Source organism: Acidovorax sp. NPDC077693, from assembly GCF_044542805.1.
Taxonomy (GTDB): Bacteria; Pseudomonadota; Gammaproteobacteria; order Burkholderiales; family Burkholderiaceae_C; genus Acidovorax.
Genome location: NZ_JBITVD010000001.1, coordinates 73232 through 99244 on the forward strand (window position 1 = coordinate 73232; position 26013 = coordinate 99244).

Annotated in this window: 24 protein-coding genes; 17 read left to right on the plus strand and 7 right to left on the minus strand. The window is 66.0% G+C overall.

Going from position 1 to position 26013, the window contains the following annotated elements; all coding sequences use genetic code 11:
- Positions 1–58 precede the first annotated feature (58 nt).
- Entirely contained in the window at positions 59–1087 is a 1029-nt protein-coding gene (locus ACIGHN_RS00370) for a DUF1176 domain-containing protein (RefSeq protein WP_396502824.1), read from the minus strand.
- A gap of 33 nt (positions 1088–1120) precedes the next feature.
- Positions 1121–2377, minus strand: coding sequence for a pyridoxal phosphate-dependent aminotransferase (locus ACIGHN_RS00375; protein ID WP_396502825.1), 1257 nt, complete (start codon positions 2375–2377; stop codon positions 1121–1123).
- Between the two features lie 154 nt (positions 2378–2531).
- Here ACIGHN_RS00375 and ACIGHN_RS00380 point away from each other — a divergent pair, with 154 nt between their 5' ends.
- The 3 genes from ACIGHN_RS00380 to ACIGHN_RS00390 all read left to right on the plus strand — a co-directional run bounded on the left by ACIGHN_RS00380 (position 2532) and on the right by ACIGHN_RS00390 (position 5646).
- Positions 2532–2903, plus strand: coding sequence for an Mth938-like domain-containing protein (locus ACIGHN_RS00380; protein ID WP_056420944.1), 372 nt, complete (start codon positions 2532–2534; stop codon positions 2901–2903).
- Between the two features lie 216 nt (positions 2904–3119).
- A complete protein-coding gene (locus ACIGHN_RS00385; protein ID WP_056162260.1) occupies positions 3120–3605 on the plus strand; it encodes a peroxiredoxin in 486 nt (161 codons plus the stop codon).
- Between the two features lie 208 nt (positions 3606–3813).
- On the plus strand, positions 3814–5646 hold the full coding sequence (locus ACIGHN_RS00390; RefSeq protein ID WP_396502826.1) for a PhoH family protein: 1833 nt from the start codon (positions 3814–3816) through the stop codon (positions 5644–5646).
- Positions 5647–5811: 165 nt separating this feature from the next.
- Here ACIGHN_RS00390 and dnaB read toward each other — a convergent pair whose 3' ends face one another.
- The 5 genes from dnaB to rpsF all read right to left on the minus strand — a co-directional run bounded on the left by dnaB (position 5812) and on the right by rpsF (position 8895).
- Positions 5812–7239, minus strand: a complete 1428-nt coding sequence (gene dnaB / locus ACIGHN_RS00395; RefSeq protein WP_056420940.1) for a replicative DNA helicase — start codon at positions 7237–7239, stop codon at positions 5812–5814.
- A gap of 170 nt (positions 7240–7409) precedes the next feature.
- Positions 7410–7862: a 50S ribosomal protein L9 gene (gene rplI / locus ACIGHN_RS00400; protein WP_056420937.1), complete on the minus strand. Its 453-nt coding sequence runs from the start codon at positions 7860–7862 to the stop codon at positions 7410–7412.
- Between the two features lie 12 nt (positions 7863–7874).
- Positions 7875–8156, minus strand: coding sequence for a 30S ribosomal protein S18 (rpsR, locus tag ACIGHN_RS00405; RefSeq protein ID WP_044397946.1), 282 nt, complete (start codon positions 8154–8156; stop codon positions 7875–7877).
- A 17-nt stretch (positions 8157–8173) separates the two neighbouring features.
- Positions 8174–8464 carry a primosomal replication protein N gene (gene priB, locus ACIGHN_RS00410; protein WP_082486070.1) on the minus strand — a complete coding sequence of 97 codons (291 nt, stop codon included), beginning with the start codon at positions 8462–8464 and terminating at the stop codon, positions 8174–8176.
- A 14-nt stretch (positions 8465–8478) separates the two neighbouring features.
- Positions 8479–8895, minus strand: coding sequence for a 30S ribosomal protein S6 (gene rpsF / locus ACIGHN_RS00415; protein WP_056420930.1), 417 nt, complete (start codon positions 8893–8895; stop codon positions 8479–8481).
- A 306-nt stretch (positions 8896–9201) separates the two neighbouring features.
- On the opposite strand from rpsF, the gene grpE reads away from it, so the two are divergent.
- The 14 genes from grpE (at position 9202) to trpA (ending at position 25887) form a co-directional block, all read left to right on the plus strand.
- Positions 9202–9762, plus strand: a complete 561-nt coding sequence (gene grpE, locus ACIGHN_RS00420; protein ID WP_056420926.1) for a nucleotide exchange factor GrpE — start codon at positions 9202–9204, stop codon at positions 9760–9762.
- 83 nt (positions 9763–9845) lie between these two features.
- Positions 9846–11801 (plus strand): molecular chaperone DnaK, encoded by a 1956-nt coding sequence (gene dnaK / locus ACIGHN_RS00425; RefSeq protein WP_056420923.1) that lies wholly within the window; start codon positions 9846–9848, stop codon positions 11799–11801.
- Between the two features lie 84 nt (positions 11802–11885).
- A complete protein-coding gene (dnaJ, locus tag ACIGHN_RS00430) occupies positions 11886–13031 on the plus strand; it encodes a molecular chaperone DnaJ (RefSeq protein WP_056420920.1) in 1146 nt (381 codons plus the stop codon).
- A 212-nt stretch (positions 13032–13243) separates the two neighbouring features.
- Entirely contained in the window at positions 13244–14200 is a 957-nt protein-coding gene (locus ACIGHN_RS00435; RefSeq protein ID WP_396502827.1) for a LysR family transcriptional regulator, read from the plus strand.
- Positions 14201–14233: 33 nt separating this feature from the next.
- Positions 14234–15655 (plus strand): 3-isopropylmalate dehydratase large subunit, encoded by a 1422-nt coding sequence (leuC, locus tag ACIGHN_RS00440; RefSeq protein ID WP_056423212.1) that lies wholly within the window; start codon positions 14234–14236, stop codon positions 15653–15655.
- Between the two features lie 86 nt (positions 15656–15741).
- Positions 15742–15870 (plus strand): entericidin A/B family lipoprotein, encoded by a 129-nt coding sequence (locus tag ACIGHN_RS00445; RefSeq protein ID WP_056162220.1) that lies wholly within the window; start codon positions 15742–15744, stop codon positions 15868–15870.
- Between the two features lie 10 nt (positions 15871–15880).
- A complete protein-coding gene (leuD, locus tag ACIGHN_RS00450; protein ID WP_056162217.1) occupies positions 15881–16531 on the plus strand; it encodes a 3-isopropylmalate dehydratase small subunit in 651 nt (216 codons plus the stop codon).
- 76 nt (positions 16532–16607) lie between these two features.
- Entirely contained in the window at positions 16608–17684 is a 1077-nt protein-coding gene (gene leuB, locus ACIGHN_RS00455; RefSeq protein WP_396502828.1) for a 3-isopropylmalate dehydrogenase, read from the plus strand.
- A 391-nt stretch (positions 17685–18075) separates the two neighbouring features.
- A complete protein-coding gene (asd, locus tag ACIGHN_RS00460; protein WP_396502829.1) occupies positions 18076–19233 on the plus strand; it encodes an aspartate-semialdehyde dehydrogenase in 1158 nt (385 codons plus the stop codon).
- 288 nt (positions 19234–19521) lie between these two features.
- A complete protein-coding gene (locus ACIGHN_RS00465) occupies positions 19522–22158 on the plus strand; it encodes a FimV/HubP family polar landmark protein (protein ID WP_396502830.1) in 2637 nt (878 codons plus the stop codon).
- A gap of 49 nt (positions 22159–22207) precedes the next feature.
- A complete protein-coding gene (gene truA / locus ACIGHN_RS00470) occupies positions 22208–23029 on the plus strand; it encodes a tRNA pseudouridine(38-40) synthase TruA (RefSeq protein WP_396502831.1) in 822 nt (273 codons plus the stop codon).
- A complete protein-coding gene (locus ACIGHN_RS00475; RefSeq protein WP_396502832.1) occupies positions 23026–23814 on the plus strand; it encodes a phosphoribosylanthranilate isomerase in 789 nt (262 codons plus the stop codon). The genes truA and ACIGHN_RS00475 overlap by 4 nt, the downstream gene beginning before the upstream one ends.
- Positions 23792–25069, plus strand: coding sequence for a tryptophan synthase subunit beta (gene trpB, locus ACIGHN_RS00480; protein WP_056420906.1), 1278 nt, complete (start codon positions 23792–23794; stop codon positions 25067–25069). Before ACIGHN_RS00475 ends, trpB begins: the two co-directional genes overlap by 23 nt.
- The gene (gene trpA, locus ACIGHN_RS00485; protein WP_056420905.1) at positions 25066–25887 is read left to right on the plus strand and encodes a tryptophan synthase subunit alpha; all 822 of its coding nucleotides are present in this window, start codon (positions 25066–25068) and stop codon (positions 25885–25887) included. The genes trpB and trpA overlap by 4 nt, the downstream gene beginning before the upstream one ends.
- Positions 25888–26013: the final 126 nt, after the last annotated feature.

The following is a 26013-nucleotide window of genomic DNA, read 5'->3' on the forward strand; positions in this document are numbered from 1 at the left end:
AAGGGTTGGATCGGGTTGAAATGGAAGGCCGGCCGTCGCGGCGCGGCGGGGCTCGGTCTCAGCGTGTGACGTAGCTCGGCAACTGCCAGGCGCCGCCAGGAAAGCCCCGGCACATGCTGTCGCCGGCCTTACGGGTGAGCACGAAGCCCTGCCCGTCGAACTGCCAGTCGCGCGTCGACCAGCAGTCGCCGATGCCGCGGCCCTTCATCGCCGAATGGACAGAACCCGTGTCGGCATCGAACTCGCCGTCCACGTCCTGCAAAGGCTCGGGCTTGTGGGGCGGCAGGTCGCTGGCGACCCACAGCAGGTTGCTGAAGTTGTACGCGCCCATGCCGCAGGGCAGGGACACCAGAAGCTTGCGGTCCGTGAGCCGGCGGACCTGGGCGGTGGACGGGTTCAGCGGGTCCTGGCCGTTGCACTGGTCGGCCACGCTGGCACGGTCGATCTCGGCGAGCAGGGGCCTGGCCAGCGCACCATCGCCCTTGCGGGGCGCCACCGGCAGGACGCCCTTGACCACGGGCGCAGCCACGGGCCGCAGCACCGAGGACTCCGCTTTGGTACCGCGCCGCACCAGCGCGCCCGGCGTGCCGACGCGGCCCTGGGCCTCGTCCATCTTGAGCAGCACGGCGCTGGCGCCCGCCAGCGACAGCGTCCACCGGTCGTTGCCTGCGGACAGCGTCGCTTCGTCGTTCCTGAGCAATTCCTGCAGCAGGCGGGGCACCTGGCCGGCCGGCACGCGCGGCACGGCGCCCTCCAGGCCGCGCAGCGACAGCTTGCCCACCTGCAGGTCGAGCGCCGCGGGATCGGCCTTTTCGGTATAGACCTGCAGGTCTACCTGAACCGGCGCATTCGGGCCTGCCGGACGCGTCAACAGGATGGAGACAGGTTCGGAATCGCCGTCCTCCGACTGGTAGCCCACGGCGCGGCAGGTGCGCGTGTTGTCGCATTGCAGCGCCCAGTCCTTGTGCTGGAACCTGACGGGCTCTGCCTTGGGGTCGGCGGCGTGCGCGGACGGCCAGGGTGCAGCCAGGGCGAGCGCGCCGGCCAGCACGGCCACCACGCGGTCGGCGGCGAAGCGGATACGCATGTGAAAAGCCCTCCTCACTCGGCGCCGTGCCACTCAGGCCGCAGCCGAGGCTGCCGCCGCAGCAGCCGCCTGCTTGCGCTTGCGGTACTGCTCCAGGAAGCGCGCCACGCGGCCGATGGCGTCGCGCAGGTCGTCCTCGTGGGGCAGGAACACGATACGGAAATGGTCGGGAGCCGCCCAGTTGAAGCCGGTGCCCTGCACCAGCATGACCTTGGTTTCCTGCAGCAGCTCCAGGAAGAACTGCTGGTCGTCCTCGATGGGGTAGACGGCCGGGTCCAGGCGCGGGAACATGTACAGCGCCGCCTGGGGCTTGACGCAGGTCACGCCGGGGATGGCGGTGATGAGCTCGTACGCCAAGTCGCGCTGCTTGCGCAGGCGGCCGCCCTCGCCCACCAGCTCGTTGATGCTCTGGTAGCCACCCAGCGCCGTTTGCACGGCCCACTGGCCGGGCACGTTGGCGCACAGGCGCATGTTCGAGAGCATGTTCAGGCCCTCGATGTAGTCCCGGGCAGGTTTCTTGTCGCCCGACACCACCAGCCAGCCCGCGCGATAGCCGCAGGAGCGGTAGCTCTTGGACAGCGAGTTGAAGGTGAGCGTGAGCACGTCCTGGCTCAGCGACCCGATGGCCGTGTGCTTGGTGCCGTCGTACAGCACCTTGTCGTACACCTCGTCGGCGAAGATCACGAGGCCGTGTTCACGGGCGATGGTGATGATGCCCTTGAGCAGCTCGTCCGAGTACAGCGCGCCGGTGGGATTGTTGGGGTTGATGACCACGATGCCCTTGGTGCGGGGCGTGATCTTGGCGCGGATGTCGGCCAGGTCGGGCATCCAGCCGTTGGCCTCGTCGCACAGGTAATGCACCGGCGTACCGCCCGACAGGCTGGCCGCGGCCGTCCACAGCGGGTAGTCGGGCGAGGGCAGCAGCAGTTCGTCGCCGTTGTCCAGCAGCGCGTTGGTGGCCATGACGATCAGCTCGCTGGCGCCATTGCCCAGGTAGATGTCGTCGAGCGCCACGCCCTTGATGCCCTGCTTTTGCGTCTCGTGCATCACCGCCTTGCGCGCCGCGAAGATGCCCTTGCTGTCCGAATACCCTGCCGAGTTGGGCAGGTTGCGGATCATGTCGAGCTGGATCTCTTCCGGCGCATCGAAGCCGAACACCGCCAGGTTGCCGATGTTGAGCTTGATGATCTTGTGCCCGTCTTCCTCCATCTGCTTGGCCGCGTCCATGATGGGCCCCCGGATGTCGTAGCAGACGTTGGCGAGCTTGGCGGATTTCTGGACGGTTTTCATGCGCTGACAGTGGAGGAGTAAGGTCAGGTGGCGGGCCAGAGCGGCGGGCACCTTGGCGAACCTATAATTTGACCACAGATCAGATGCACCACCGGCCCCTTCGCCCGAAGGCCCGCCGCCACACCGCCGCTCGCCACGGCCCCACCCGACACCCATGAAATTCCAGCCCGACCGCTCGAACGCCCAAACCATCAGCGGATACGGCCCCGGCTGGATCGGCGTGGACGCCGAGAAGATCACCCACAGCGTCATCCTGGGCTCCAACGGCCTGCGGCAAGCCTGGCCCTGCACGCGTTTCGAAGACCTGACGGCGGAGCACTTCGCGCAGCTGGCCGGTCTGGACGCAGAACTCGTCATCTTTGGCAGCGGCACGCGCAACCGCTTTCCGCCCCCCGCGTGGCTCGCGCCGCTGATCGCCCGCCGGCTGGGCCTGGAAACCATGGACACCGCGGCCGCCTGCCGCACCTACAACATCCTGGCAAGCGAAGGCCGCAACGTGGTCGCCGCCCTGCTGCTGGAAAGTTGACACTGGCCCCGCCAGACCGGCGCGACACGCCGGCCCTTTCAGGGCGCCCGGTGGCCCCAACCCCTGCGGGAAAGGGTTGGACACACAGTCTTACATTTGGTTAGCAATCGATTTCGGAGTAAAATCACGGGTTGCGGTCGGGGGCACTCACAAGAGCAATAACACACCCGCTTCCCCCGGCTTATCAACGACTACATCCTGAGAGATTGAAGTGATATGGCGATCGTTGTCAACAAACCCCTCCCCGAATTTGAAGCCAACGCGACCGGTGGACTCAAGGTTTCCAATACCACCCACCTTGGCCAGATCATGGTGCTCTACTTCTATCCCAAGGACAACACGCCGGGCTGCACCACGGAAGCCATGCAGTTCCGCGACAAGTACAAGGACTTCGTGAAGGCCGGCGCCGCCGTGTTCGGCGTGTCGCGCGACAACATGAAGTCGCACGACGACTTCAAGGAAAAGCTGGAGCTGCCCTTCGAGCTCATCGCAGACACCGAAGAGAAGATGTGCCACATGTTCGGCGTGGTCAAGAACAAGATCATGTACGGCAAGAAGGTCAAGGGCATCGAGCGCAGCACCTTCCTCGTCGGCCCGGATGGCATCCTGGTCCAGGAATGGCGCGGCCTGAAGGTCCCCGGCCACGTGGACGAAGTCCTCAAGGCCGTGAAGTCCATCAAGGCCCTGAAAAAAGCCGCCTGACAGCAGATTGCACGGGAACACAGCGCGTCCAAGCCACAGCTCTGCGGTTGTGCCCAAGCCCGACATCCGGAATAGGCATAATGGTTTGATGCTCCTGGTTCCCGCAACGCCTATCACCCCCTCCCGCAAAGCCGCCTTGGTCTCCAGGCGGCTTTTTGCTTTCTGAGTTTCCGATATTCCCACCGTCACTGACCGAGGCCCTGTCACCATGCCCCTGCCCCCAGCCCCCAGCCGGCGCGCCGCCCTCCTCGCCCCCGAAGCCTACGATGTGACCGCCCGCCCCGGCAAAGCGGCCTCCACGGCCACCGCCGCAGACGCTGCCGATGCAGTCGGCTCGGCGCCCGAGGTGGCGACACCGGCAGCACGCACCACAACCCGCAAGACAGCTGCCGAACGCACAGCCTCCTTGCAGGTCGTGTCCAGCGCCACACCCGCAACGCCTGCCACCACGGCAGAGCGCACCGGCACGCGCAGCAGCAGCAGCACCAGCCGCACCGAGCCCACCGCCGCGGTGGAGGCCCGCAGCCCCGCCCGCAAGACGCCTGCACGCACCACGGCTGCTTCTGCCGGCGCAGCAGCCCCCGCCGTGGCCGCCCCGGCGGCTGCGGCAGCACCATCGGCCAGCCGCAGCAAGCGCAGCAAGCCCCAGGGCCCGACCAAGCTGTTCGTGCTGGACACCAATGTGCTGCTGCACGACCCCACCAGCCTGTTCCGCTTCGAAGAGCACGACATCTTCCTGCCGATGATCGTGCTGGAAGAGCTCGACGGCCACAAGAAGGGCATGACCGAAGTCGCCCGCAACGGCCGCCAGACCAGCCGCTCGCTGGACGCACTGGCCGGCGTGCAGGGCGCCGACATCGGGCGTGGGCTGAAGCTCGACTCCACCGGGCAGCGCGCTGCCGGCGGCTGCCTGTACTTCCAGACCGCACCACTGGACTACAGCCTGCCCACCAGCCTGCCGCAAGGCAAGGCCGACAACCAGATCCTGGGCGTGGTCGAGGCCCTGCGCAAGGAGCACGCACCGCGCGAAGTGGTGCTGGTGTCCAAGGACATCAACATGCGCGTCAAGGCGCGCGCCCTGGGCCTGAACGCCGAGGACTACCAGAACGACAAGACGCTGGAAGACGGCGACCTGCTGTACGCCGGCGTGCTGGCGCTGCCGCCCGACTTCTGGGCCAAGAGCGGCAAGAACGTCGAGAGCTGGCAGAGCGGCGCGCACACCTACTACCGCATCGGCGGGCCCATCGTGCCGCAGTTGATGATCAACCAGTTCGTGTACTTCGAAGCCCCCGGCGAGCCCAGCCTGTTCGCCCGCGTGAGCGAGATCCGCGAAAAGACGGCCGTGCTGCAGACCCTCAAGGACTACGGCTCGGCCAAGCACGCGGTGTGGGGCGTGACCACGCGCAACCGCGAGCAGAACTACGCCATGAACCTGCTCATGGACCCCGACATCGACTTCGTGACCCTGACCGGCACGGCCGGTACCGGCAAGACCCTGCTGGCCCTGGCCGCGGGCCTGACGCAGGTGCTGGACGACCGCCGCTACACCGAGATCATCATGACCCGCGCCACGGTGAGCGTGGGCGAGGACATCGGCTTCCTGCCCGGCACCGAAGAAGAGAAGATGGGCCCCTGGATGGGTGCGCTGGACGACAACCTGGAGTTTTTGGCCAAGGGCGATGGCGGCAATGCCGGCGAGTGGGGACGCGCCGCCACCAACGAGCTCATCCGCAGCCGCATCAAGATCAAGAGCATGAACTTCATGCGCGGGCGCACCTTCCTGAACAAGTACGTGATCATCGACGAGGCGCAGAACCTGACGCCCAAGCAGATGAAGACGCTGATCACCCGCGCTGGCCCCGGCACCAAGATCATCTGCATGGGCAACCTGGCGCAGATCGACACGCCGTACCTGACCGAAGGCTCCTCGGGCCTGACCTATGCGGTGGACCGCTTCAAGGGCTGGCCGCACAGCGGGCACATCACGCTGGCGCGAGGTGAGCGCTCACGCCTCGCAGACTTCGCCAGCGAGGTACTCTGACGAACTGCACTGCTCCACAATGAAAAGGCCCCTGCCAATGGCAGGGGCCTTTTCATTTCCGACCTGTGAAGTGGGCGCGGCCCCGCCAGCGCTCCCGTGCAAGGGCCGCCCCGCCGCACTGGGAGCGTCCCCCTGGGGGGATGGCGCGAAGCGCCTCAGGGGAGTTCAATAATCATCACCGCCGCTGCCCATGGCCAGGTTCTCGAAGCGGGTCTGGTTCTTCTGGAAGAACAGCTTCACGGTGCCGGTGGGGCCGTTACGCTGCTTGCCGATGATGACCTCGGCCACGTTGGGCTCCTTGCTGTCCTTGTTGTAGTAGTCGTCGCGGTAGATGAACATGATGATGTCGGCATCCTGCTCGATGGCGCCGGATTCGCGCAAGTCGGACATCATGGGGCGTTTGTCGGTGCGCTGCTCGACCGAGCGGTTGAGCTGCGACAGCGCGATCACCGGGCACTGCAGCTCCTTGGCCAGCATCTTGAGACCCCGGGAGATTTCGCCCAGCTCGGTGGCGCGGTTGTCGGAGCTGCCGGCACCCGATCCGCTCATGAGTTGCAGGTAGTCGACCACGATGAGCCCGAGCTTGCCGCACTGGCGCGCCAGGCGCCGGGCGTTGGCCCGCAGCTCGCCGGGCGTGAGGCCCGGCGTCTCGTCGATGTGCAGCGACACGGTGCGCAGCTTCTCGATCGCCTCGGTCAGGCGCGGCCATTCGTCGTCGGTGAGCTGGCCGGTGCGCAGATGCCCCTGGTTCACCCGGCCGATGGAACCCACGATACGCACCGCGAGTTGCGCGGCGCCCATTTCCATCGAGAAGATGGCCACGGGCAGGCCTTCGTTGAGCGCCACGTGTTCGGCGATGTTCACCGCGAACGAGGTCTTGCCCATCGAGGGGCGGGCTGCCAGCACGATCATGTCGCCCGCCTGCAGGCCGGACGTCATGCGGTCCAGGTCGGCAAAGCCGGTGGGAATGCCGGTCACATCCACCGGGTTGTCCGCCATCTCCTGCACCTTGTCGAGCAGGTCGATCACCAGGGTGTCGAGCGATTGGAAACCCTGCTTGGTGCGTGAGCCTTCTTCGCCGATGGCGAAGATCTTGGCCTCGGCCTCATCCAGGATGCGCTCCACCGTCTTGCCCTGCGGGTTGAAGGCGTTGGTCGATATCTCATCGCTGGCCGTGACCAGCTTGCGCAAAATGGCGCGCTCGCGAACGATCTCTGCGTAGCGGCGGATGTTGCTGGCACTCGGAACGTACTGGGCCAGGTTGTTCAGATAGGCCAGGCCGCCCATGTCCTGCGCCTTACCCTGGTTCTTCAGGTGCTCGAAGACGGTGATGACGTCGGCCGGCTTGCTGGCATTGATCAGCGCACCGATGGCCGCGTACACCATCTGGTGCTCGTGGCGGTAGAAGTGGCTCTCCACCAGCAGGTCGCCCACGCGGTCCCAGGCGTTGTTGTCCAGCAGCAGGCCCCCCAGCACGCTGGACTCGGCCTCGATGGAATGCGGGGGCACACGCAGCTGCGCCACCTCGCGGTCTGGCTGCGGCACGGGTGGCTCGAAGCCACTCTCCTCGAGCGGGGGGAAGACTGCTGACATGACGGTTCTCCGGGCAAAGGCTGCATGCAGCTCCCGCACTGGCGGGGCATATGCGGGGATAAGCCTGTGGGTAACTCGTGGATTACCCGTGGGCAACCATGTACAAAAAGTGGTGACCCAAAGACAAAAGCCGCCCGGAGGCGGCCTTTGCAACGGTCACTGTGTGACGATCAGGCGGTTTCGCCGTAGACCGACACGGTGACGTCCACCACCACATCGGTGTGCAGAGCCACGCTGACAGTGCTTTCGCTCACGACCTTGATCGGGCCGTTGGGCAGGCGGATTTGCGACTTGGCCACCTTGTAGCCTTGCTTGTTCAGCTCTTCGGCGATGTCGTGGTTGGTCACGGAACCAAACAGACGGCCGTCCACGCCAGCCTTTTGCGTCAGCTTGACGGTGGTGCCGGCCAGCTTCTCGCCTTGGGCCTGGGCTTCTGCCAGCTTGGCAGCTGCGGCCTTTTCGAGTTCGGCGCGCTTGGCTTCGAACTCTGCCTTGGCGGCTTCGGTGGCGCGACGGGCGCGGCCAGCGGGGATCAGGAAGTTGCGGGCATAGCCGTCCTTGACCTTGACGATTTCGCCCAGGTTGCCGAGGTTCACAACCTTGTCGAGCAGGATGATTTGCATGGGTTGTGCTCCTTAGATCTTGTGCTGGTCGCTGTAAGGCACCAGGGCCAGGAAGCGCGCGCGCTTGATGGCGGTGTTCAGCTGACGCTGGTAGATGGCGCGCGTGCCGGTCAGGCGTGCGGGGATGATCTTGCCGTTTTCGGCGATGAAATCGCGCAGCGTGTCGACATCCTTGTAGTCGATTTCTTCAACGCCCGTCACCGTGAAGCGGCAAAAGCGCTTGCGCTTGAACAGCAGGGACTGGGTGTTGCGCTTTGGGCGCTTGTCTTTGTTGAACTTCTTGAACGTGGCCATTGCGGACCCCTTGAAAATTAATTTTGTTGAATATCCTGGATGTGCAGCACTGCGGTCTTGCCATTGCGCGGGGTTGCCAGAAATCCACTGAAAGTCCAGAGACTTCCGATGTTCTGCCTTGCCAGACGCTCGGCCATCGCACCAAAGGCGACGGCTTTCATGGCAGCCTTGACTTCGCGGGGGTGGCCTGCCTCGGTTTGCCGGGACTCGTGTTCGAGCCGCAGCGTGAGGGCAGGCAATCCGGCGGGTGTGTAGCGCAGGGCTTCAGCCTCTGCGATACATGCGGTCAAGACTACGCGGTTCTCCACTCCAACGGGCTGGATCAGCGCTCGGCGCGTTCAGTGCGCTCGGCGCGCTCTGGACGGTCACCACCGGCGGCTGCGTATTCAGCCTGGCTGGCCTTGCGGGCTTCTTCGCGCTCGACGGTCTTCATCATCGAAGATGGGCCCGTGTCGGCCTTCTTCTTCTGAACCGTCAGGTGGCGCAGCACGGCGTCGTTGAACTTGAAGGCGTGCTCCAGTTCAGCCATCACAGCCTGGTCGGCCTCGATGTTCACGCACAGGTAGTGCGCCTTGGCCAGCTTGTTGATCAGGTACGCCAGTTGACGGCGGCCCCAGTCTTCCACGCGGTGCACCTTGCCACCGCCAGCGGTGATCATGCCCTTGTAGCGTTCCAGCATGGCTGGAACTTGTTCGCTTTGATCCGGATGGATCAACAAAATGATTTCGTAATGACGCATGCAGACTCCTTTTGGATGACACCACCCGCTGCGTCTAGAAGCGGTGTGGCAAGGCAAAGCCGGCAATTATAGCCCGACCTTCGCCGCTTGTACACTCACGCCTGTTCGAACGCCTGCGAAATCCCGAAATGTGGCCCCGACCGCCACCCAGGGACTTGCAAATTGGCCGAGCGGGACGACATGCCTTACAACAAAACGCGCCGGGCCTGGGCACGCAGCCACAAGCCCCTGCGCCGGACCTTGAAATGCCCGGGCACGTCCCCACATCCCGCGCGTACCGCTGTTTATCCACCTTCAGATCCCAACATGTCAGACACCAGCCAACCCACTGCACAGACTGCCCCCGCCCCCGAAGAAGTTGAAGCCGCCATGGCTGCCCACGCCTCTGACGAGCTGGCGCGGCTGCAGGGCGAGCTGGCCGAACTCAAGGCCAAGAGCGCCGAGCTGGCCGACCAGTTCCTGCGCGCCAAGGCCGAGGCTGAAAACGCCCGCCGCCGCGCCGAGGACGAAGTCTCCAAGGCCCGCAAGTTCGGCATCGAAAGTTTTGCCGAGAGCCTGCTGCCCGTGGCCGACAGCCTTGATGCCGCGCTCGGCATCAAGGAAGCCACGCCCCAGCAGTTGCGCGAAGGCGCAGACGCTACCCTGCGCCAGCTGACCTCGGCGCTGGAGCGCAACAAGGTGCTGGCCATCAACCCGGAAGCGGGCGCCAAGTTCGACCCGCACCAGCACCAGGCCATCAGCGTGGTACCCCTGCCTGCCGACTCCACCCAGGAGCCCAACACGGTGGTCGCCGTGCTGCAAAAGGGCTATGTGATCGCCGAGCGCGTGCTGCGCCCTGCCCTGGTCACCGTCGCCGCCCCGAAATAAATGGTAGATAACGGCTTGAAGCCAGCCGAGTTATCCACAAGTTACTAGCCATCCAAACCATTCCAGCATCACGGAGAAAAATCATGGGAAAAATCATCGGCATTGACCTGGGCACCACCAACAGCTGCGTGTCCATCATGGAAGGCAACACCACCCGCGTGATCGAGAACAGCGAAGGTGCCCGCACCACGCCGTCGATCGTGGCCTACCAGGAAGACGGCGAGATCCTCGTCGGTGCCTCGGCCAAGCGCCAGGCCGTGACGAACCCCAAGAACACGCTGTACGCCGTCAAGCGCCTGATCGGCCGCAAGTTCACCGAAAAAGAAGTGCAAAAGGACATCGACCTGATGCCCTACAAGATCGTGGCCGCCGACAACGGCGACGCCTGGATCGAAGTGCGCGGCAACAAGCTGTCGGCCCAGCAGGTGTCTGCCGACATCCTGCGCAAGATGAAGAAGACCGCCGAGGACTACCTGGGCGAGCCTGTGACGGAAGCCGTCATCACCGTGCCCGCCTACTTCAACGACGCACAGCGCCAGGCCACCAAGGACGCCGGCCGCATCGCGGGCCTGGATGTCAAGCGCATCATCAACGAACCCACCGCTGCCGCCCTGGCCTTTGGCCTCGACAAGCAGGAAAAGGGCGACCGCAAGATCGCCGTGTATGACCTGGGTGGCGGCACGTTCGACGTGTCCATCATCGAAATCGCGGACGTGGACGGTGAAAAGCAGTTCGAAGTGCTGTCGACCAACGGCGACACCTTCCTGGGCGGCGAAGACTTCGACCAGCGCATCATCGATTTCATCATCGACGAGTTCAAGAAGGAATCGGGCGTCAACCTCAAGAACGACGTCCTGGCCCTGCAGCGCCTGAAGGAAGCGGCCGAAAAGGCCAAGATCGAGCTGTCGAACTCGGCCTCGACCGACATCAACCTGCCGTACGTGACCGCCGATGCGTCGGGCCCGAAGCACCTGAACATCAAGCTGACCCGCGCCAAGCTGGAAGCGCTGGTGGACGAGCTGATCGAGCGCACCATCGCCCCGTGCCGCATGGCCATCAAGGACGCCGGCGTGTCGGTGTCGGACATCCATGACGTGATCCTGGTCGGCGGCATGACCCGTATGCCCAAGGTGCAGGAGAAGGTCAAGGAATTCTTCGGCAAGGAACCTCGCAAGGACGTGAACCCTGACGAAGCCGTGGCCGTGGGCGCCGCCATCCAAGGCCAGGTGCTGTCGGGCGACCGCAAGGACGTGCTGCTGCTGGACGTGACCCCCCTGTCCCTGGGTATTGAAACCCTGGGCGGCGTCATGACCAAGATGATCCAGAAGAACACCACCATTCCGACCAAGTTTGCGCAGACGTATTCGACCGCGGACGACAACCAGCCTGCAGTGACCATCAAGGTCTACCAGGGCGAGCGTGAAATGGCGGCGGGCAACAAACTGCTGGGCGAGTTCAACCTGGAAGGCATCCCGCCGGCAGCGCGCGGTGTTCCGCAGATCGAAGTGTCGTTCGACATCGACGCCAACGGCATCCTGCACGTCGGCGCCAAGGACAAGGGCACGGGCAAGGAAAACAAGATCACCATCAAGGCCAACTCCGGCCTGTCGGAAGAAGAAATCCAGCAGATGGTGAAGGACGCCGAGCTCAACGCCGCGGACGACAAGAAGAAGCTCGAGCTGGTGCAGGCCCGCAACCAGGGTGAAGCCGCCGTGCACAGCGTGAACAAGAGCCTGACCGAGCATGGCGACAAGCTCGACGCGGGCGAGAAGGACGCGATCACGGCCGCCGTGAAGGCCCTGGAAGACGTCCTCAAGGGCGAGGACAAGGCCGCCATCGACGAGAAGACCACCGCGCTGATGGCCGCCAGCCAGAAGCTGGGCGAGAAGATGTACGCCGAGTCGCAGGCTGCGCAAGCGGCACAGGGCGCAGCAGGCGGTGCAGATGCTGCCAGTGGCGGTGCCTCGGCCTCGTCGTCCAAGCCTGCGGACGACGACAACGTGGTCGATGCCGAGGTGAAGGAAGTCAAGAAGGGCTGAGCACGCCCCCGTTGACCCGAGCCGCCGCGCAATGCTCCCAGGGAGCTGCGCGGCGTTCCTGTTCCAACCGGGCTCAGAAAGACCATGTCCAAAAGAGACTTTTACGAAATCCTGGGCGTTCCCAAGAACGCTTCGGATGAAGAGATCAAGAAGGCTTATCGCAAGCTGGCGATGAAGCACCACCCTGACCGCAACCAGGGAGATGCGGCCAAGCCTGCCGAAGAGAAGTTCAAGGAGGCCAAGGAGGCCTACGAGATGCTCTCCGACCCGCAAAAGCGGGCCGCCTACGACCAGTACGGCCATGCGGGTGTGGACCCGAACATGCGCGGCCCCGGCGGCGCGGGTGCCGAGGGCTTCGGCGGCTTTGCCGAGGCGTTTGGCGACATCTTCGGCGACATGTTCGGCCAGCAGGGCGGCCGCGGGCGCGGCGCGGGTGGCCGCCAGGTGTACCGGGGCAATGACCTCAGCTACGCCATGGAAGTCACGCTGGAAGAGGCCGCCCGCGGCAAGGACGCGCAGATCCGCATCCCCTCGTGGGACAGCTGCGACACCTGCCACGGCAGCGGCGCCAAGCCCGGCACCAGCGCCAAGACCTGCGGCACCTGCCAGGGCTCCGGCACGGTGCAGATGCGCCAGGGCTTCTTCAGCGTTCAGCAGACCTGCCCGCACTGCCGCGGCACGGGCAAGATCATTCCCGAGCCGTGCACCACGTGCCATGGCCAGGGCAAGATCAAGAAGCAAAAGACGCTGGAAGTGAAGATCCCTGCGGGCATCGACGACGGCATGCGCATCCGCAGCACCGGCAACGGCGAGCCCGGCACCAACGGTGGGCCTCCGGGCGACCTGTACATCGAGATCCGCCTGAAGAAGCACGACATCTTCGAGCGTGACGGCGACGACCTGCATTGCCAGGTGCCGGTGAGCTTCATCACCGCCGCCCTGGGCGGCGAGATCGAGGTGCCCACGCTGCAAGGCAAGGCGGCCATCGACATCCCCGAAGGCACCCAGGCCGGCAAGCAGTTCCGCCTGCGCGGCAAGGGCATCAAGGGCGTGCGCGCCAGCTACCCGGGCGACCTGTACTGCCACATCGCGGTCGAGACGCCCGTCAAGCTCACCGAGCACCAGCGCAAGCTGCTGCGCGAGCTGGAAGACTCGCTCAAGAAGGGTGGCGCGCGCCACTCGCCCAGCGGCGAGAGCTGGACGGACCGCTTGAAGAACTTCTTCAGCTGATCCCGCAGGCATCGAGCCCCTGACAAACAGCCGCACGGCGCCTTCGCGCCCGTGAGCCGCACGGCGCCCTCGGGCCCGTGCGGCTTTTTTCTGCCTGCACGGATAAGCGCACAGGCGATGGACGACATCGCGGTACGCGATGGCCAAGACCCTCCATTTATAGGAAAATAGCGCAACGCCTTCTCCAAACGAGAAGCACAAGATACCCACCGATGAAAAGCTCCGAGCGCAGTTTTGCGCGCCGCATTGACCTGACTTCGCTGCAGCTGTTCGTGGCCGTGTGCGAACTCGGCAGCATCGGCCGGGCGGCGGAGCGCGAGTTCATCGCCGCGTCGGCGGTGAGCAAGCGGCTGTCGGACCTGGAAACCGCCGTGGACACCGCGCTGCTGTACCGCCACAGCCGCGGCGTCACGCTGACACCCGCGGGCGAGAGCCTGCTGCACCACGCGCGCACCGTGCTCTTCGGGCTGGAGCGCATGCAGGGCGAGCTCAGCGAATACGCCGACGGCGTGCGCGGCCATGTGCGCATGCACGCCAACATCTCGGCCATCTTCCAGTTCCTGCCCGAAGACCTGGGCGCGTTCGCGCGCGAGCACAGCCAGATCAAGATCGACCTGCAGGAGCACCTCTCCAGCGACGTGCTGCACGCCGTGCAGGAGGGCGCGGCCGACCTGGGCATCTGCAACGTGAACATGGCGGGCAGCAACGGCGCGACGCAATTGCAAAGCCGCCCCTACCGCGCAGACCGCCTGGTGCTCGTCATGCCCGCAGGGCACGTCCTGTCTGCGCAAGCAGCTATCAATTTTGAAGAATTCCTGGACTGGGACATCGTGGGCCTGCATGCCAACAGCAGCATCAGCCTGGCCATGCGGGCGGCCGCCGCCGCTGCCAGCCGCCCGCTGCGCCAGCGCATCCAGGTCACGGGGCTCGACGCCATGTGCCGCATGATCGACAACGGCCTGGGCGTGGGCCTGTTGCCCGACCGCGCCTTCGAGCTGATGCGCGGCGTGGGCCGCCTGGTCGCCGTTCCGCTGTCCGACGCCTGGGCCCACCGCGAACTGCGTGTGGTGGCCCGCGATTTCGACGCCCTGCCCGTCACCGCCCGCCTGCTGGCAGAACACCTGGCCCCGCGCGCCTTGCCGGCCGAGGCGCCAGAGCCTCGCCACTAAAATCAAACCCCCACCGAAAGAAAAGAGCCACCCATGGGACGCACGCTGTACGACAAGATCTGGGACGAGCACGTCGTCCACACCGAGGAGGACGGCACCTCCATCCTCTACATCGACCGCCACCTGGTGCACGAAGTCACCAGCCCCCAGGCCTTCGAAGGCCTGCGCGAGGCGGGGCGCAAGGTGTGGCGCATGAGCTCCATCGTGGGCACGGCCGACCACAACACGCCCACCACGGGCTGGGAGGCCGGCTACGACGGCATCACCGACCCGATCAGCAAGGAACAGATCACCACGCTGAACGACAACATGGCGCAGATCACGCCGGCGGCGTTCTTCCCCTTTATGCACAAGCGCCAGGGCATCGTGCACGTGATCGGCCCTGAAAACGGCGCCACCCTGCCGGGCATGACGGTGGTGTGCGGCGACAGCCACACCAGCACCCACGGCGCGTTCGGCGCACTGGCCCACGGCATCGGTACCAGCGAGGTCGAGCACGTGATGGCCACGCAGACCCTGCTGGCCAAGAAGGCCAAGAACATGCTGGTGCAGGTCGACGGCACCTTGCCCAAGGGCGTGACCGCCAAGGACATCGTGCTGGCCATCATCGGCAAGATCGGTACGGCGGGCGGCACGGGCTACACCATCGAGTTTGCAGGCTCCGCCATCCGCAGCCTGAGCATGGAAGGCCGCATGACCGTGTGCAACATGGCCATCGAAGGCGGCGCGCGCGCGGGCCTGGTGGCCGTGGACGACAAGACCATCGAGTACGTGAAGGGCCGCCCCCTGTCGCCCACCGGAGTCGAATGGGACCAGGCCGTGGCCTACTGGAAGACGCTGCACTCCGATGCGGATGCGCAGTTCGACACCGTGGTCAAGCTCGATGCTGCCGAGATCCAGCCGCAGGTCACCTGGGGCACATCGCCCGAAATGGTGCTGGGCATCGACGCCCGCGTGCCCGACCCCGACAAGGAAAAGGACGCCAACAAGCGCGGCGCCATCGAGCGTGCGCTCACCTACATGGGCCTGCAACCGGGCAAGCCGATCAACGACATCACCATCGACAAGGTGTTCATCGGCTCGTGCACCAACAGCCGCATCGAAGACATGCGCGAAGCCGCCGCCGTGGTGAAGAACCTGGGCCGCAAGGTCGCCAGCAACGTGAAGCTGGCCATGGTGGTGCCCGGCTCCGGCCTGGTCAAGGAGCAGGCCGAGCGCGAAGGCCTCGATGCGATCTTCAAGGCCGCGGGCTTCGAGTGGCGCGAACCCGGCTGCTCGATGTGCCTGGCCATGAACGCCGACCGGCTGGAGCCCGGCGAGCGTTGCGCCTCCACCAGCAACCGCAACTTCGAAGGGCGCCAGGGCGCCGGCGGCCGCACGCACCTGGTGAGCCCCGCGATGGCCGCCGCCGCTGCGGTGCACGGCCACTTCGTGGATGTGCGCCAGTTCTCCTGAGCGCTGGCTGCCGCCCTATTCGCCTTTCATCCACCTTTTGTTCCACACCGTCCGTTGACCTCTCCATTGCCTGAAGGAGCCTTGCCATGACAAAGATCGCCGCATTCATCGCCCTCTCGCTGGCCTTCCTGCTGGCGGGCTGCAACACCGTCAAGGGCGTGGGCCAGGACGTCCAACGGGCCGGTGGCGCCCTCGAGCGCGCTGCCAACAAGTAAGCAACCCACCATGCAGAAATTCACCGTGCACAAGGGCCTCGTCGCCCCCATGGACCGCGAGAACGTCGACACCGACGCGATCATCCCCAAGCAGTTCCTCAAGTCGATCAAGAAGACGGGCTTCGGCCCCAACCTGTTCGACGAGTGGCGCTACCTGGACAAGGGCGAGCCCGGCATCCCCGAGTCCGCCCGCAAGCCCAACCCCGACTTCGTGCTGAACCTGCCGCGCTACAAGGGCGCCAGCGTGCTCATCGCCCGCAAGAACTTCGGCTGCGGCTCCAGCCGCGAACATGCGCCCTGGGCGCTGGACCAGTTCGGCTTCCGTGCGGTCATTGCACCGAGCTTTGCCGACATCTTCTTCAACAACTGCTTCAAGAACGGCCTCTTGCCCATCGTGCTGCCCGAGGCCACCGTGGCCCAGCTGTTCGACGAAGTGGCCGCCTTCCCCGGCTACCAGCTCACCATCGACCTGGAACGCCAGGTCGTGGTGCGCCCCCAGGGCGAAGAGATCCCGTTCGACGTCGTCGCCTTTCGCAAGTACTGCCTGCTCAACGGCTTTGACGACATCGGCCTCACCCTGCGCAAGTCCGACAAGATCAAGGCTTTCGAGGCCGAGCGGCTGGCGGCCAAGCCCTGGCTGGCGCATTCGATGGTGTCCTGAACACCCGGTTTTTGGCAAAAACAACGGCTACCGCTTGATGGGCAAGCGCTAGCCGCTATCAAAAGAGAAGCAAACAATGAAAATCGCAGTGTTGCCGGGTGACGGCATTGGTACCGAGATCGTCGCTGAGGCCGTCAAGGTCCTGGAAGTGCTGGACCTCCATTTCGAGATGGAATCCGCCCTGGTCGGCGGCGCGGCGTACGAGGCCCACGGCCACCCGCTGCCCGAAGCCACCCTGAAGCTGGCCAAGGAATCCGACGCGATCCTGTTCGGCGCCGTGGGTGACTGGAAGTACGACAAGCTCGACCGCCCCCTGCGCCCCGAGCAGGCCATACTGGGCCTGCGCAAGAACCTGGGCCTGTTCGCCAACTTCCGCCCGGCCATCTGCTACGAGCAACTGGTGGGCGCATCGAGCCTCAAGCCCGAGTTGATTGCGGGCCTGGACATCCTCATCATTCGCGAGCTGACGGGTGACATCTACTTCGGCCAGCCCCGCGGCCGCCGCACGGCGGTGGACGGGCACTTTCCCGGCGCGCAAGAAGCCTTCGACACCATGCGCTACTCGCGCCCCGAGATCGAACGCATCGCCCGCGTGGCCTTTGAGGCCGCCCGCAAGCGCAGCAAGAAGGTCACCAGCGTGGACAAGGCCAACGTGCTGGAAACCTTCCAGTTCTGGAAGGACGTGGTCATCGACGTGCACAAGGACTACCAGGACGTGGAACTGGAGCACATGTACGTCGACAACGCCGCCATGCAACTGGTGAAGAAGCCCAAGGCCTTCGACGTGATCGTGACCGGCAACATGTTCGGCGACATCCTGTCCGACGAAGCCTCGATGCTGACGGGCTCCATCGGCATGCTGCCATCGGCCAGCCTGAACAGCAGCAACCAGGGCCTGTACGAGCCCAGCCACGGCAGCGCCCCCGACATCGCAGGCAAGGGCGTGGCCAACCCACTGGCCACCATTTTGTCGGCCGCGATGATGCTGCGCTTCTCGCTGAACCAGGACGAAGCCGCCAAGCGCATCGAAGCCGCCGTGCAAAACGTGCTGGAGCAAGGCCTGCGCACGCCGGACATCCACAGCGAAGGCACGACCAAGGTCGGCACGTCGCAAATGGGCGACGCGGTGGTGAAGGCACTGTCGGCGCAATAAGCCGACGGGCACGGCCTGCCGCCGCCCCGCCCCCCCCGAGAAAGCGCCGCACCGCGGCGCTTTTTTGTGGCCGCCGGGGTCTTGCGAGCTGTCGGACCTGTCTCCAGAAAGCATCGCCCGCCACGGAAATGCGGCGTTTTCGGGCCAAAAATGCGGCATTCCAGGGCGATCCGCTACAATCTCGCCCATGTTTGCCGCCCGCCCGTTCGACCTGAACACCGCTACTGCCGCCCTGGCAGGCGTGGCTGTGCGCGCAATCACCACCAAAACCACGACCATTAAGGGCTGACCCAGCTCCGGTATCGTCGTGCGCCCTCCCTGGCCCAGACGAGCCGGGGCAAAGGTCAGTCCCGGTCGGGCACTGTTTCTTACACTGAAAAGGGGCGTTGAAATGAGCAAGTTGGTAGGGTTGGTCGGCTGGCGTGGCATGGTCGGCTCGGTCCTGATGGACCGCATGGAACAAGAGAAGGACTTCGATCTGATCGAGCCGATGTTCTTCTCCACCTCGAACGCAGGCGGCAAGGCCCCTGCCCACGCCAAGAACGAGACGGCCCTGCAGGACGCGTTCAACATCGAGGCCCTGAAGCGCTGCGAGATCATCATCACCGCCCAGGGCGGCGACTACACCAACGAGGTCTACCCCAAGCTGCGCGCGGCCGGCTGGAACGGCCACTGGATCGACGCCGCATCCTCCTTGCGCATGGAGAAGAACGCGGTCATCGTGCTCGACCCGGTCAACATGCCGGTCATCAAGAATGCCCTGGCCCACGGCGGCAAGGACTGGATCGGCGGCAACTGCACCGTGAGCTGCATGCTGATGGGCGTGGGCGCGCTGTACAAGGCCGGCCTCGTCGAGTGGATGAGCACCCAGACCTACCAGGCCGCGTCCGGCGGCGGTGCCCAGCACATGCGCGAGTTGCTCACGCAGTACGGCACGCTGAACGCCGAAGTGCGTTCGCTGCTGGACGACCCCAAGAGCGCCATCCTGGAGATCGACCGCAAGGTCATCGCCAAGCAACGCGCCCTGACCGGCGCTGAAACCGCCAACTTCGGCGTGCCCCTGGGCGGCAGCCTGATCCCCTGGATCGACAAGGACCTGGGCCTGGGCAAGAGCCAGGACGATCCCGCCTGGGGCATGTCCAAGGAAGAATGGAAGGGCATGGCCGAGACCAACAAGATCCTGGGCCAGGGCGAAGGCTTCCAATCCGCTGCGGTGCCGGTCGATGGGTTCTGCGTGCGCGTGGGCGCGATGCGCTGCCACAGTCAGGCACTGACCTTCAAGCTCAAGAAGGACGTGCCCCTGGCCGACATCGAAGCCATGATCGCTGCGGACAACGCGTGGGCCAAGGTGGTGCCCAACACCCGTGAAGCCACCATCAAGGACCTGACCCCCGTGGCGGTGACCGGCACCATGACCATTCCCGTGGGCCGTATCCGCAAGCTGGCCATGGGCCCTGAATACGTAGGCGCCTTCACCATCGGCGACCAGTTGCTGTGGGGTGCCGCGGAGCCGCTGCGCCGCATGCTGCGCATCCTGCTCGACGCCTGATTGACCTCCCGCCAAAGCGCGCACAGCCCCCGGTTGTGCGCGCTTTTTCGTGGCTGACAGGTCGAAACACTCGGTTACGCCACGTTGGCAATTGGCAACATTTAGACGCCCCAATTTGGTGCGCAAACAGCGCTGCCAAAGCTTCGGCGCCACCTCAGCTTGTCAGTGCAAAACATTGATGCTATGGTGCTTTTTACATATTTTCACGCGCCGGGGCGGGACCTGACCATGACAAAAAAAGCACCGCTCGTCCGAGCCGCAAAAAATCCTCATCAGTTGTTGGCAAACATGCATCGTTGGAAATTCTCAGTCCTGGCGGCCGCGGCCGTGGCGTCGGCCGGCTTTTATGCCACTGATGCATCCGCTCTGGCGCTAGGGCGCATCACCGTGCAGTCTGCCCTGGGCGAGCCTCTGCGCGCCGAAATCGACCTGCCCCAGATCACCCCGGCAGAAGCCGAAACGCTGCGCGCCGCCACGGCGTCTCCCGATGTGTTCCGCGCCCAGGGCATGGAATACACGCAGGCCATGAACAACCTGCAGATCCAGCTGCAGCGCCGCCCCGACGGCACCGCCGTCCTGCGCCTGTCCAGCGACCGCCCGGTGAACGAGCCTTTCCTGGACCTGGTGCTGGACGCCAACTGGGGCTCGGGCCGCATCGTGCGCAGCTACACCATGCTGTTCGACCCGCCAGCACTGCGCCGCCCCGCGCCCACCGTGACGGCATCGCCCCAGATTTCGGCCCCGGCAGCCCAGCCTGCACCCGCCGTGCGTGCGCCCGTGACGCCCCGTGCGAGCGAGCCTGCCACGGCAGCGGCTCCGCCCGCCCCGCGTCCAGCGCCCGCACCCCGCGCCACCCCGGCGGACGGTGTCACCGTGCAGTCCGGCGACACCGCCAGCCGCCTTGCCAACGCATACCGCCCCCAAGGTGTGTCGCTCGACCAGATGCTGGTTGCGATGATGCGCGCCAATCCGGATGCCTTCATCCAGGGCAACGTCAATCGCCTCAAGGCCGGCGCCGTTCTGCAGATGCCGAGCGAAAGTGCCGCACAGGCCACGCCCGCCCCCGAGGCGCGCCAGATCCTGGCCGCACAGGCCCGCGACTTCAACGACTTCCGCCGCAAGCTGGCGGGCGCTGCGCCCTCCACCGCCGTTGCCGCCGCCGAACGCTCGGCATCGGGCTCCGTGCAGACGCGGGTCGAAGACAGGAAGCCTGCCACGGCCGCTCCCGACAAGCTCACGCTGTCCAAGGGCTCCGTCAAGGGCCAGAAGGCTGCAGAAGACCAGGTCGCCAAGGACAAGCAGGCCAGCGAAGCCGCCACGCGGATGGCCGAGCTGTCCAAGAACATCACGGACTTGAACAAACTGGGCGCCGCCTCGGCCCCGGCTGGCAGCTCCGCCACGCCCGCGGCGGCACCGGCTGCCACGGCAGCCAGCGCGCCCGCGGCCGTGGCAGTGCAGACCCCGGCCATACCCGCCACGCCCACGGCACCCGCCGCGCCAGAAGCGCCTGCGTCGGCCCCGGTCGATCCCGCCGCCACGGCCAGCGATGCCGCCACGCCTGCAGAGGCCGCGTCCGAGCCCGCATCGGCACCGGCGTCGGCCCCCGCCCCGGTTCGTACCCCGCTTCCCGTCCCCGCGCCAGCGCCCGCTGAAGAGGCCAGCTTCCTCTCCGGCATCATGGACGATCCGATCCTGCCTTGGGCCTTCGGGGGCCTGCTGGCAGTGCTGCTGGGCTACGGCGCCTACCGCGTGGTGCAGCGCCGCCGCCAGAACAACGGCGTGGACAGCTCCTTCCTCGAAAGCCGCATCCAGCCCGATTCGTTCTTCGGCGCCAGCGGCGGCCAGCGTGTCGATACCGCCAACAGCGAGATGACCACGGGCTCGTCCATGGCCTACTCGCCCAGCCAGCTCGATGCCGGCGGCGATGTGGACCCTGTGGCCGAAGCCGATGTGTACCTGGCCTATGGCCGTGACCTGCAGGCCGAGGAAATCCTCAAGGAAGCCATCCGCCACAACCCGGCCCGCGTGTCGGTGCACGTGAAGCTGGGCGAAATCTACGCCAAGCGCCAGGACCGCAAGGCCCTGGAAGCCGTGGCCGGCGACGTGTTCAAGCTCACGCAGGGCGAGGGTCCCGACTGGGCCCGCATTGCCGAACTGGGCCGGGACCTGGACCCTGACAACCGCCTGTACCAGCCCGGTGGCCGCCCAGGCCTCGCCGAAGACGAGTCGCCTTCGCTGCCGCCTGGCGGCTTCCCCAGCACGTTCACGGGCGGCACCGCCGCGGCAGCCACTGCCGCGCTGCCTCCGGACCTGGACTTGGACCTTGACCTGGACTTGCCCGACGATGCGTTGACCGATGCACCGTCGGCAGCACCTGCAGCGCCCGGCGGCTTCGCCGCAGCGGCTGCGGCAGCATCTGCTGGCCGTGCGGCGCCTGCCGCCGAAGAGCCTTCGACGCTGCGCTCGGGTCTGGACATGCCAGACCTGCCCTCCGCCACTGCGCCGGCATGGAACTCCCCCGACACGGCACCCAGCCCCATGACGGCAGCGCCTCCCAGCGCCAACCTGGACTTCCCGAGCGTGGACGACCTGTCGATGGCGCCTTCCGGCCCCATCCCGCTGTCGGCCCAGGCACAGGACTCGGGCCCCATGGAGTTTGACCTTGGCGATCTGTCGCTGGACCTGAACGCGCCCTCCACACCCATGGCCGCTCCGGCGCCCAAGGCCGTTGTGCCCGCTCCAGCCTCGCTGGACGATTTCGCCAGCGCCCAGGACGACCCGCTGGCCACCAAGCTGGCGTTGGCCGAAGAGTTCAACGCCATCGGCGACACCGACGGCGCCCGCACGCTGATCGAAGAAGTGGTGGCCGAATCCAGCGGCGCCCTCAAGACCCGCGCCCAGCGCATGCTGGCTGAACTGGGCTGATGCGGCCGGGTTCCATCACGGCGCGCTTCCCCCACACCCAGGCCGCCCCATGACGCGGGTGGCGCTGGGCGTCAGCTACAACGGCCAGGCTTACAGCGGCTGGCAAAGCCAGCTGTCTGGCAACACCATCCAGGACAAACTCGAAGCGGCCCTGGGCCGCTTTGCCACGCACCCGGTGAGCACGCTGTGCGCAGGCCGCACCGACGCCGGCGTGCACGGGCTGATGCAGGTCGTGCACTTCGACACCGAGCTCGACCGCACAGCATCGTCGTGGGTGCGCGGCACCAATACCTTTCTTCCGCCCGACATTGCGGTGCAGTGGGCGCAGCCGGTGCCCGACCGGTTTCACGCCCGCGGCAGCGCCGTGGCCAGGCGGTACGCCTATGTGCTGCTGCAGTCGCCGGTGCGCCCCAGCGTGGACGCGGGGCGCGTGGGCTGGGTCTATCACCCGCTCAATCACGACGCCATGCGGCAGGCGGCAGACCAGTTGCTGGGCGAACACGACTTCACTTCGTTCCGCGCGTCGGCCTGCCAGGCCAAGTCGCCCGTCAAGACGCTGCGGCGCATCGACATCTCGCGCCGCGGGTTGGGCGAGCCCCACCCGGAGCTGGGCTGGAGCTCCTGCTACTGGCGCTTCGAGTTCGAAGCCAACGCGTTTTTGCACCACATGATCCGCAACATCATGGGCTGCCTGGTCGCCATTGGCCAAGGCAACCAGCCTGCGGACTGGATCGGACAGGTGCTGGCAGCGCGCTCGCGCGACGCCGCCGCCCCGACGTTTTCGCCGGATGGGCTGTACTTCCAGGGCCCGCGCTACGACGCCGAGTGGGGCCTGCCCCAGCGCACGGCTGCGTATGATTGGCTGCCATGACGACACCGCCCTCGCCCCTCTCGCCGCAAGCCCACCCAGAGCCGGCGCAGCCCGCCGCCCGCACCCGCATCAAGATCTGCGGCCTGACGCGCGAGCAGGATGTGGATGCCGCGGTGGCTGCCGGGGCCGACGCGATCGGTTTCGTGCTGTATGCCCCCAGTCCGCGCGCGGTCACTCCGGAGCGTGCGGCCCAGTTGGCGCGGCGCCTGCCGCCCTTTGTGACGCCGGTGCTGCTGTTCGTCAACGAGACTGCTACCAATGTGATAGCTGCCAGCGCCCTGATAGCGGGCGCTACCATCCAGTTTCATGGCGACGAGACACCTGAGGACTGCCTGGCGGCCACCGGCCAGGGCGCGCGCCCCTACCTGCGGGCAGCGCGGATTCCCCTGGGTGACGGAGCGGCACGCTTCGACCTCGTAAAATACGCCCACGATTACTCTCACGCCCAAGCCATCCTGCTCGACGCCCATGTCGACGGGTACGGCGGCAGCGGCAAGGCATTCAATTGGTCACTCCTTCCACCAAGCGTCAGCTCTCACCTCGTTTTGTCTGGTGGACTCACGCCTGCAAACGTGACCGATGGCATTTTGCAAGTACGCCCGCGTTGCCACACGCTGGCGGTTGATGTCAGCTCCGGCGTCGAGGCCACGGACCCTAACAGCCCCGATGGCAAGCCCCTGAGGGGCATCAAGGACGCCGGAAAGATCCAACGGTTCATCGCCGCCGTGCGCGCGGCCGATGCCCAACTTGCAAAGAACCCTCATGAATTCCTATCAGCAACCTGATGCTTCAGGCCATTTCGGCTCCTACGGCGGCAGCTTCGTCAGCGAAACGCTGACCCACGCCATCAAGGAACTGCGCGAGGCCTACGCCCGCTACCAGAACGACCCCGAGTTCCTTGCCGAATTCGCGTACGAGCTCAAGCACTTCGTGGGCCGCCCCTCGCCGGTGTACCACGCCGCCCGCACCAGCCGCGAGCTGGGCGGCGCGCAGATCTACCTCAAGCGCGAAGACCTCAACCACACCGGCGCCCACAAGATCAACAATGTGATCGGGCAGGCCATGCTGGCACGCCGCATGGGCAAGCCCCGCGTGATCGCCGAGACTGGCGCGGGCCAGCACGGCGTGGCCACGGCCACCATCTGCGCGCGCTACGGCCTCGAATGCGTGGTCTACATGGGCAGCGAAGACGTCAAGCGCCAAAGCCCCAACGTGTTTCGCATGAAGCTGCTGGGCGCCACCGTGGTGCCGGTCGAGTCCGGCAGCAAGACGCTCAAGGACGCCCTGAACGAAGCCATGCGCGACTGGGTGGCCAACGTGGACAACACGTTCTACATCATCGGCACCGTGGCAGGCCCGCACCCTTACCCGATGATGGTGCGCGACTTCCAGAGCGTGATCGGCAAGGAATCCATCGAGCAGATGCCCGCCATGCTGGCCGAGCAGAAGATCGCCGCCGAGCAGCCCGACGCCGTGATCGCCTGCGTGGGCGGCGGCAGCAACGCCATGGGCATCTTCCACCCCTACATCCCGTTCGACAAGACACGCCTGATCGGCGTGGAGGCGGCGGGCGAGGGCCTGGACAGCGGCAAGCACTCGGCATCGCTGCAGCGCGGCAGCTCGGGCGTGCTGCACGGCAACCGCACCTTCATCCTGCAGGATGCCAACGGCCAGATCACCGAGACCCACAGCATCAGCGCAGGCCTGGACTACCCCGGTGTGGGCCCGGAGCACGCCTGGTTGCAGGAGATCGGGCGCGCCGAGTACGTGGGCATCACCGACCAGGAAGCGCTGTCCGCCTTCCACCACCTGTGCCGCACCGAAGGCATCATCCCGGCGCTGGAATCGAGCCATGCCTTCGCCTACGCCCTCAAGCTCGCGCCCACCATGCGGCCCGACCAGGCCATCCTGGTCAACCTCTCGGGCCGGGGCGACAAGGACATCGGCACCGTGGCCGACCTGTCGGGTGAAGATTTCTACGACCGCCCCTCCATGCGCGGCCTGACCGTCAAGGGCGGCCCCGGAGACTCCAAGCCATGAGCCGCATAGACACCACTTTCGAACAGCTGAAAGCCCAGGGCCGCAAGGCGCTGATCCCGTACGTCACTGCAGGCTTCCCGTTTGCCGACATCACGCCCGCCCTCATGCACGGCATGGTGGAGGCTGGTGCCGATGTGATCGAGCTGGGCGTGCCCTTCTCCGACCCCATGGCCGACGGCCCCGTGATCCAGAAGGCCGGCGAAAAGGCGCTGGGCCTGGGTGTGGGCATGGTGCAGGTGCTCGACCACGTGCGGGAGTTTCGCAAGCGCAACACCACCACGCCCGTGGTGCTGATGGGCTACGCCAACCCGGTGGAACGCTACGACCAGGTGCACAGCCAGGCGGGCGGAGAGAGCGCCTTCGTGCGCGATGCCGCCGAGGCCGGTGTCGATGGCGTGCTCATCGTCGACTACCCGCCCGAGGAATGCGAAGCCTTCGCGGCCGACCTGCGTGCCCACGGCATGGACCTGATCTTCCTGCTGGCCCCCACCAGCACGGACGAGCGCATGGCCCAGGTGGCGCGCGTGGCCAGCGGCTATGTGTACTACGTGTCGCTCAAGGGCGTCACGGGCTCCGGTGCGCTTGATACCGCGGCCGTGGAGCAGATGCTGCCCCGCATCCGCGAGCATGTGCACATCCCTGTCGGCGTGGGTTTCGGCATCCGCGACGCAGCCACGGCCCAGGCCATCGGCAAGGTGGCGGACGCGGTGGTCATCGGCAGCCGCATCATCCAGCTGATCGAAGACCAGGAGCACGCCAAGGTGGTGCCCCTGACCATCGACTTCCTGCGCGGCATCCGCAAGGCGCTAGACGCGTAAAATAAAGAGCATCCCCCTGAGCGGCTTTGCCGCTTCCCCCTTCTCTCGCGCTTTGCGCGCGAAGGGGGACGCTCCCAGCGCGGCGGGGCGGCCCTTGCGCGGGAGCCCTGGCCTTTAGGCCGCGCC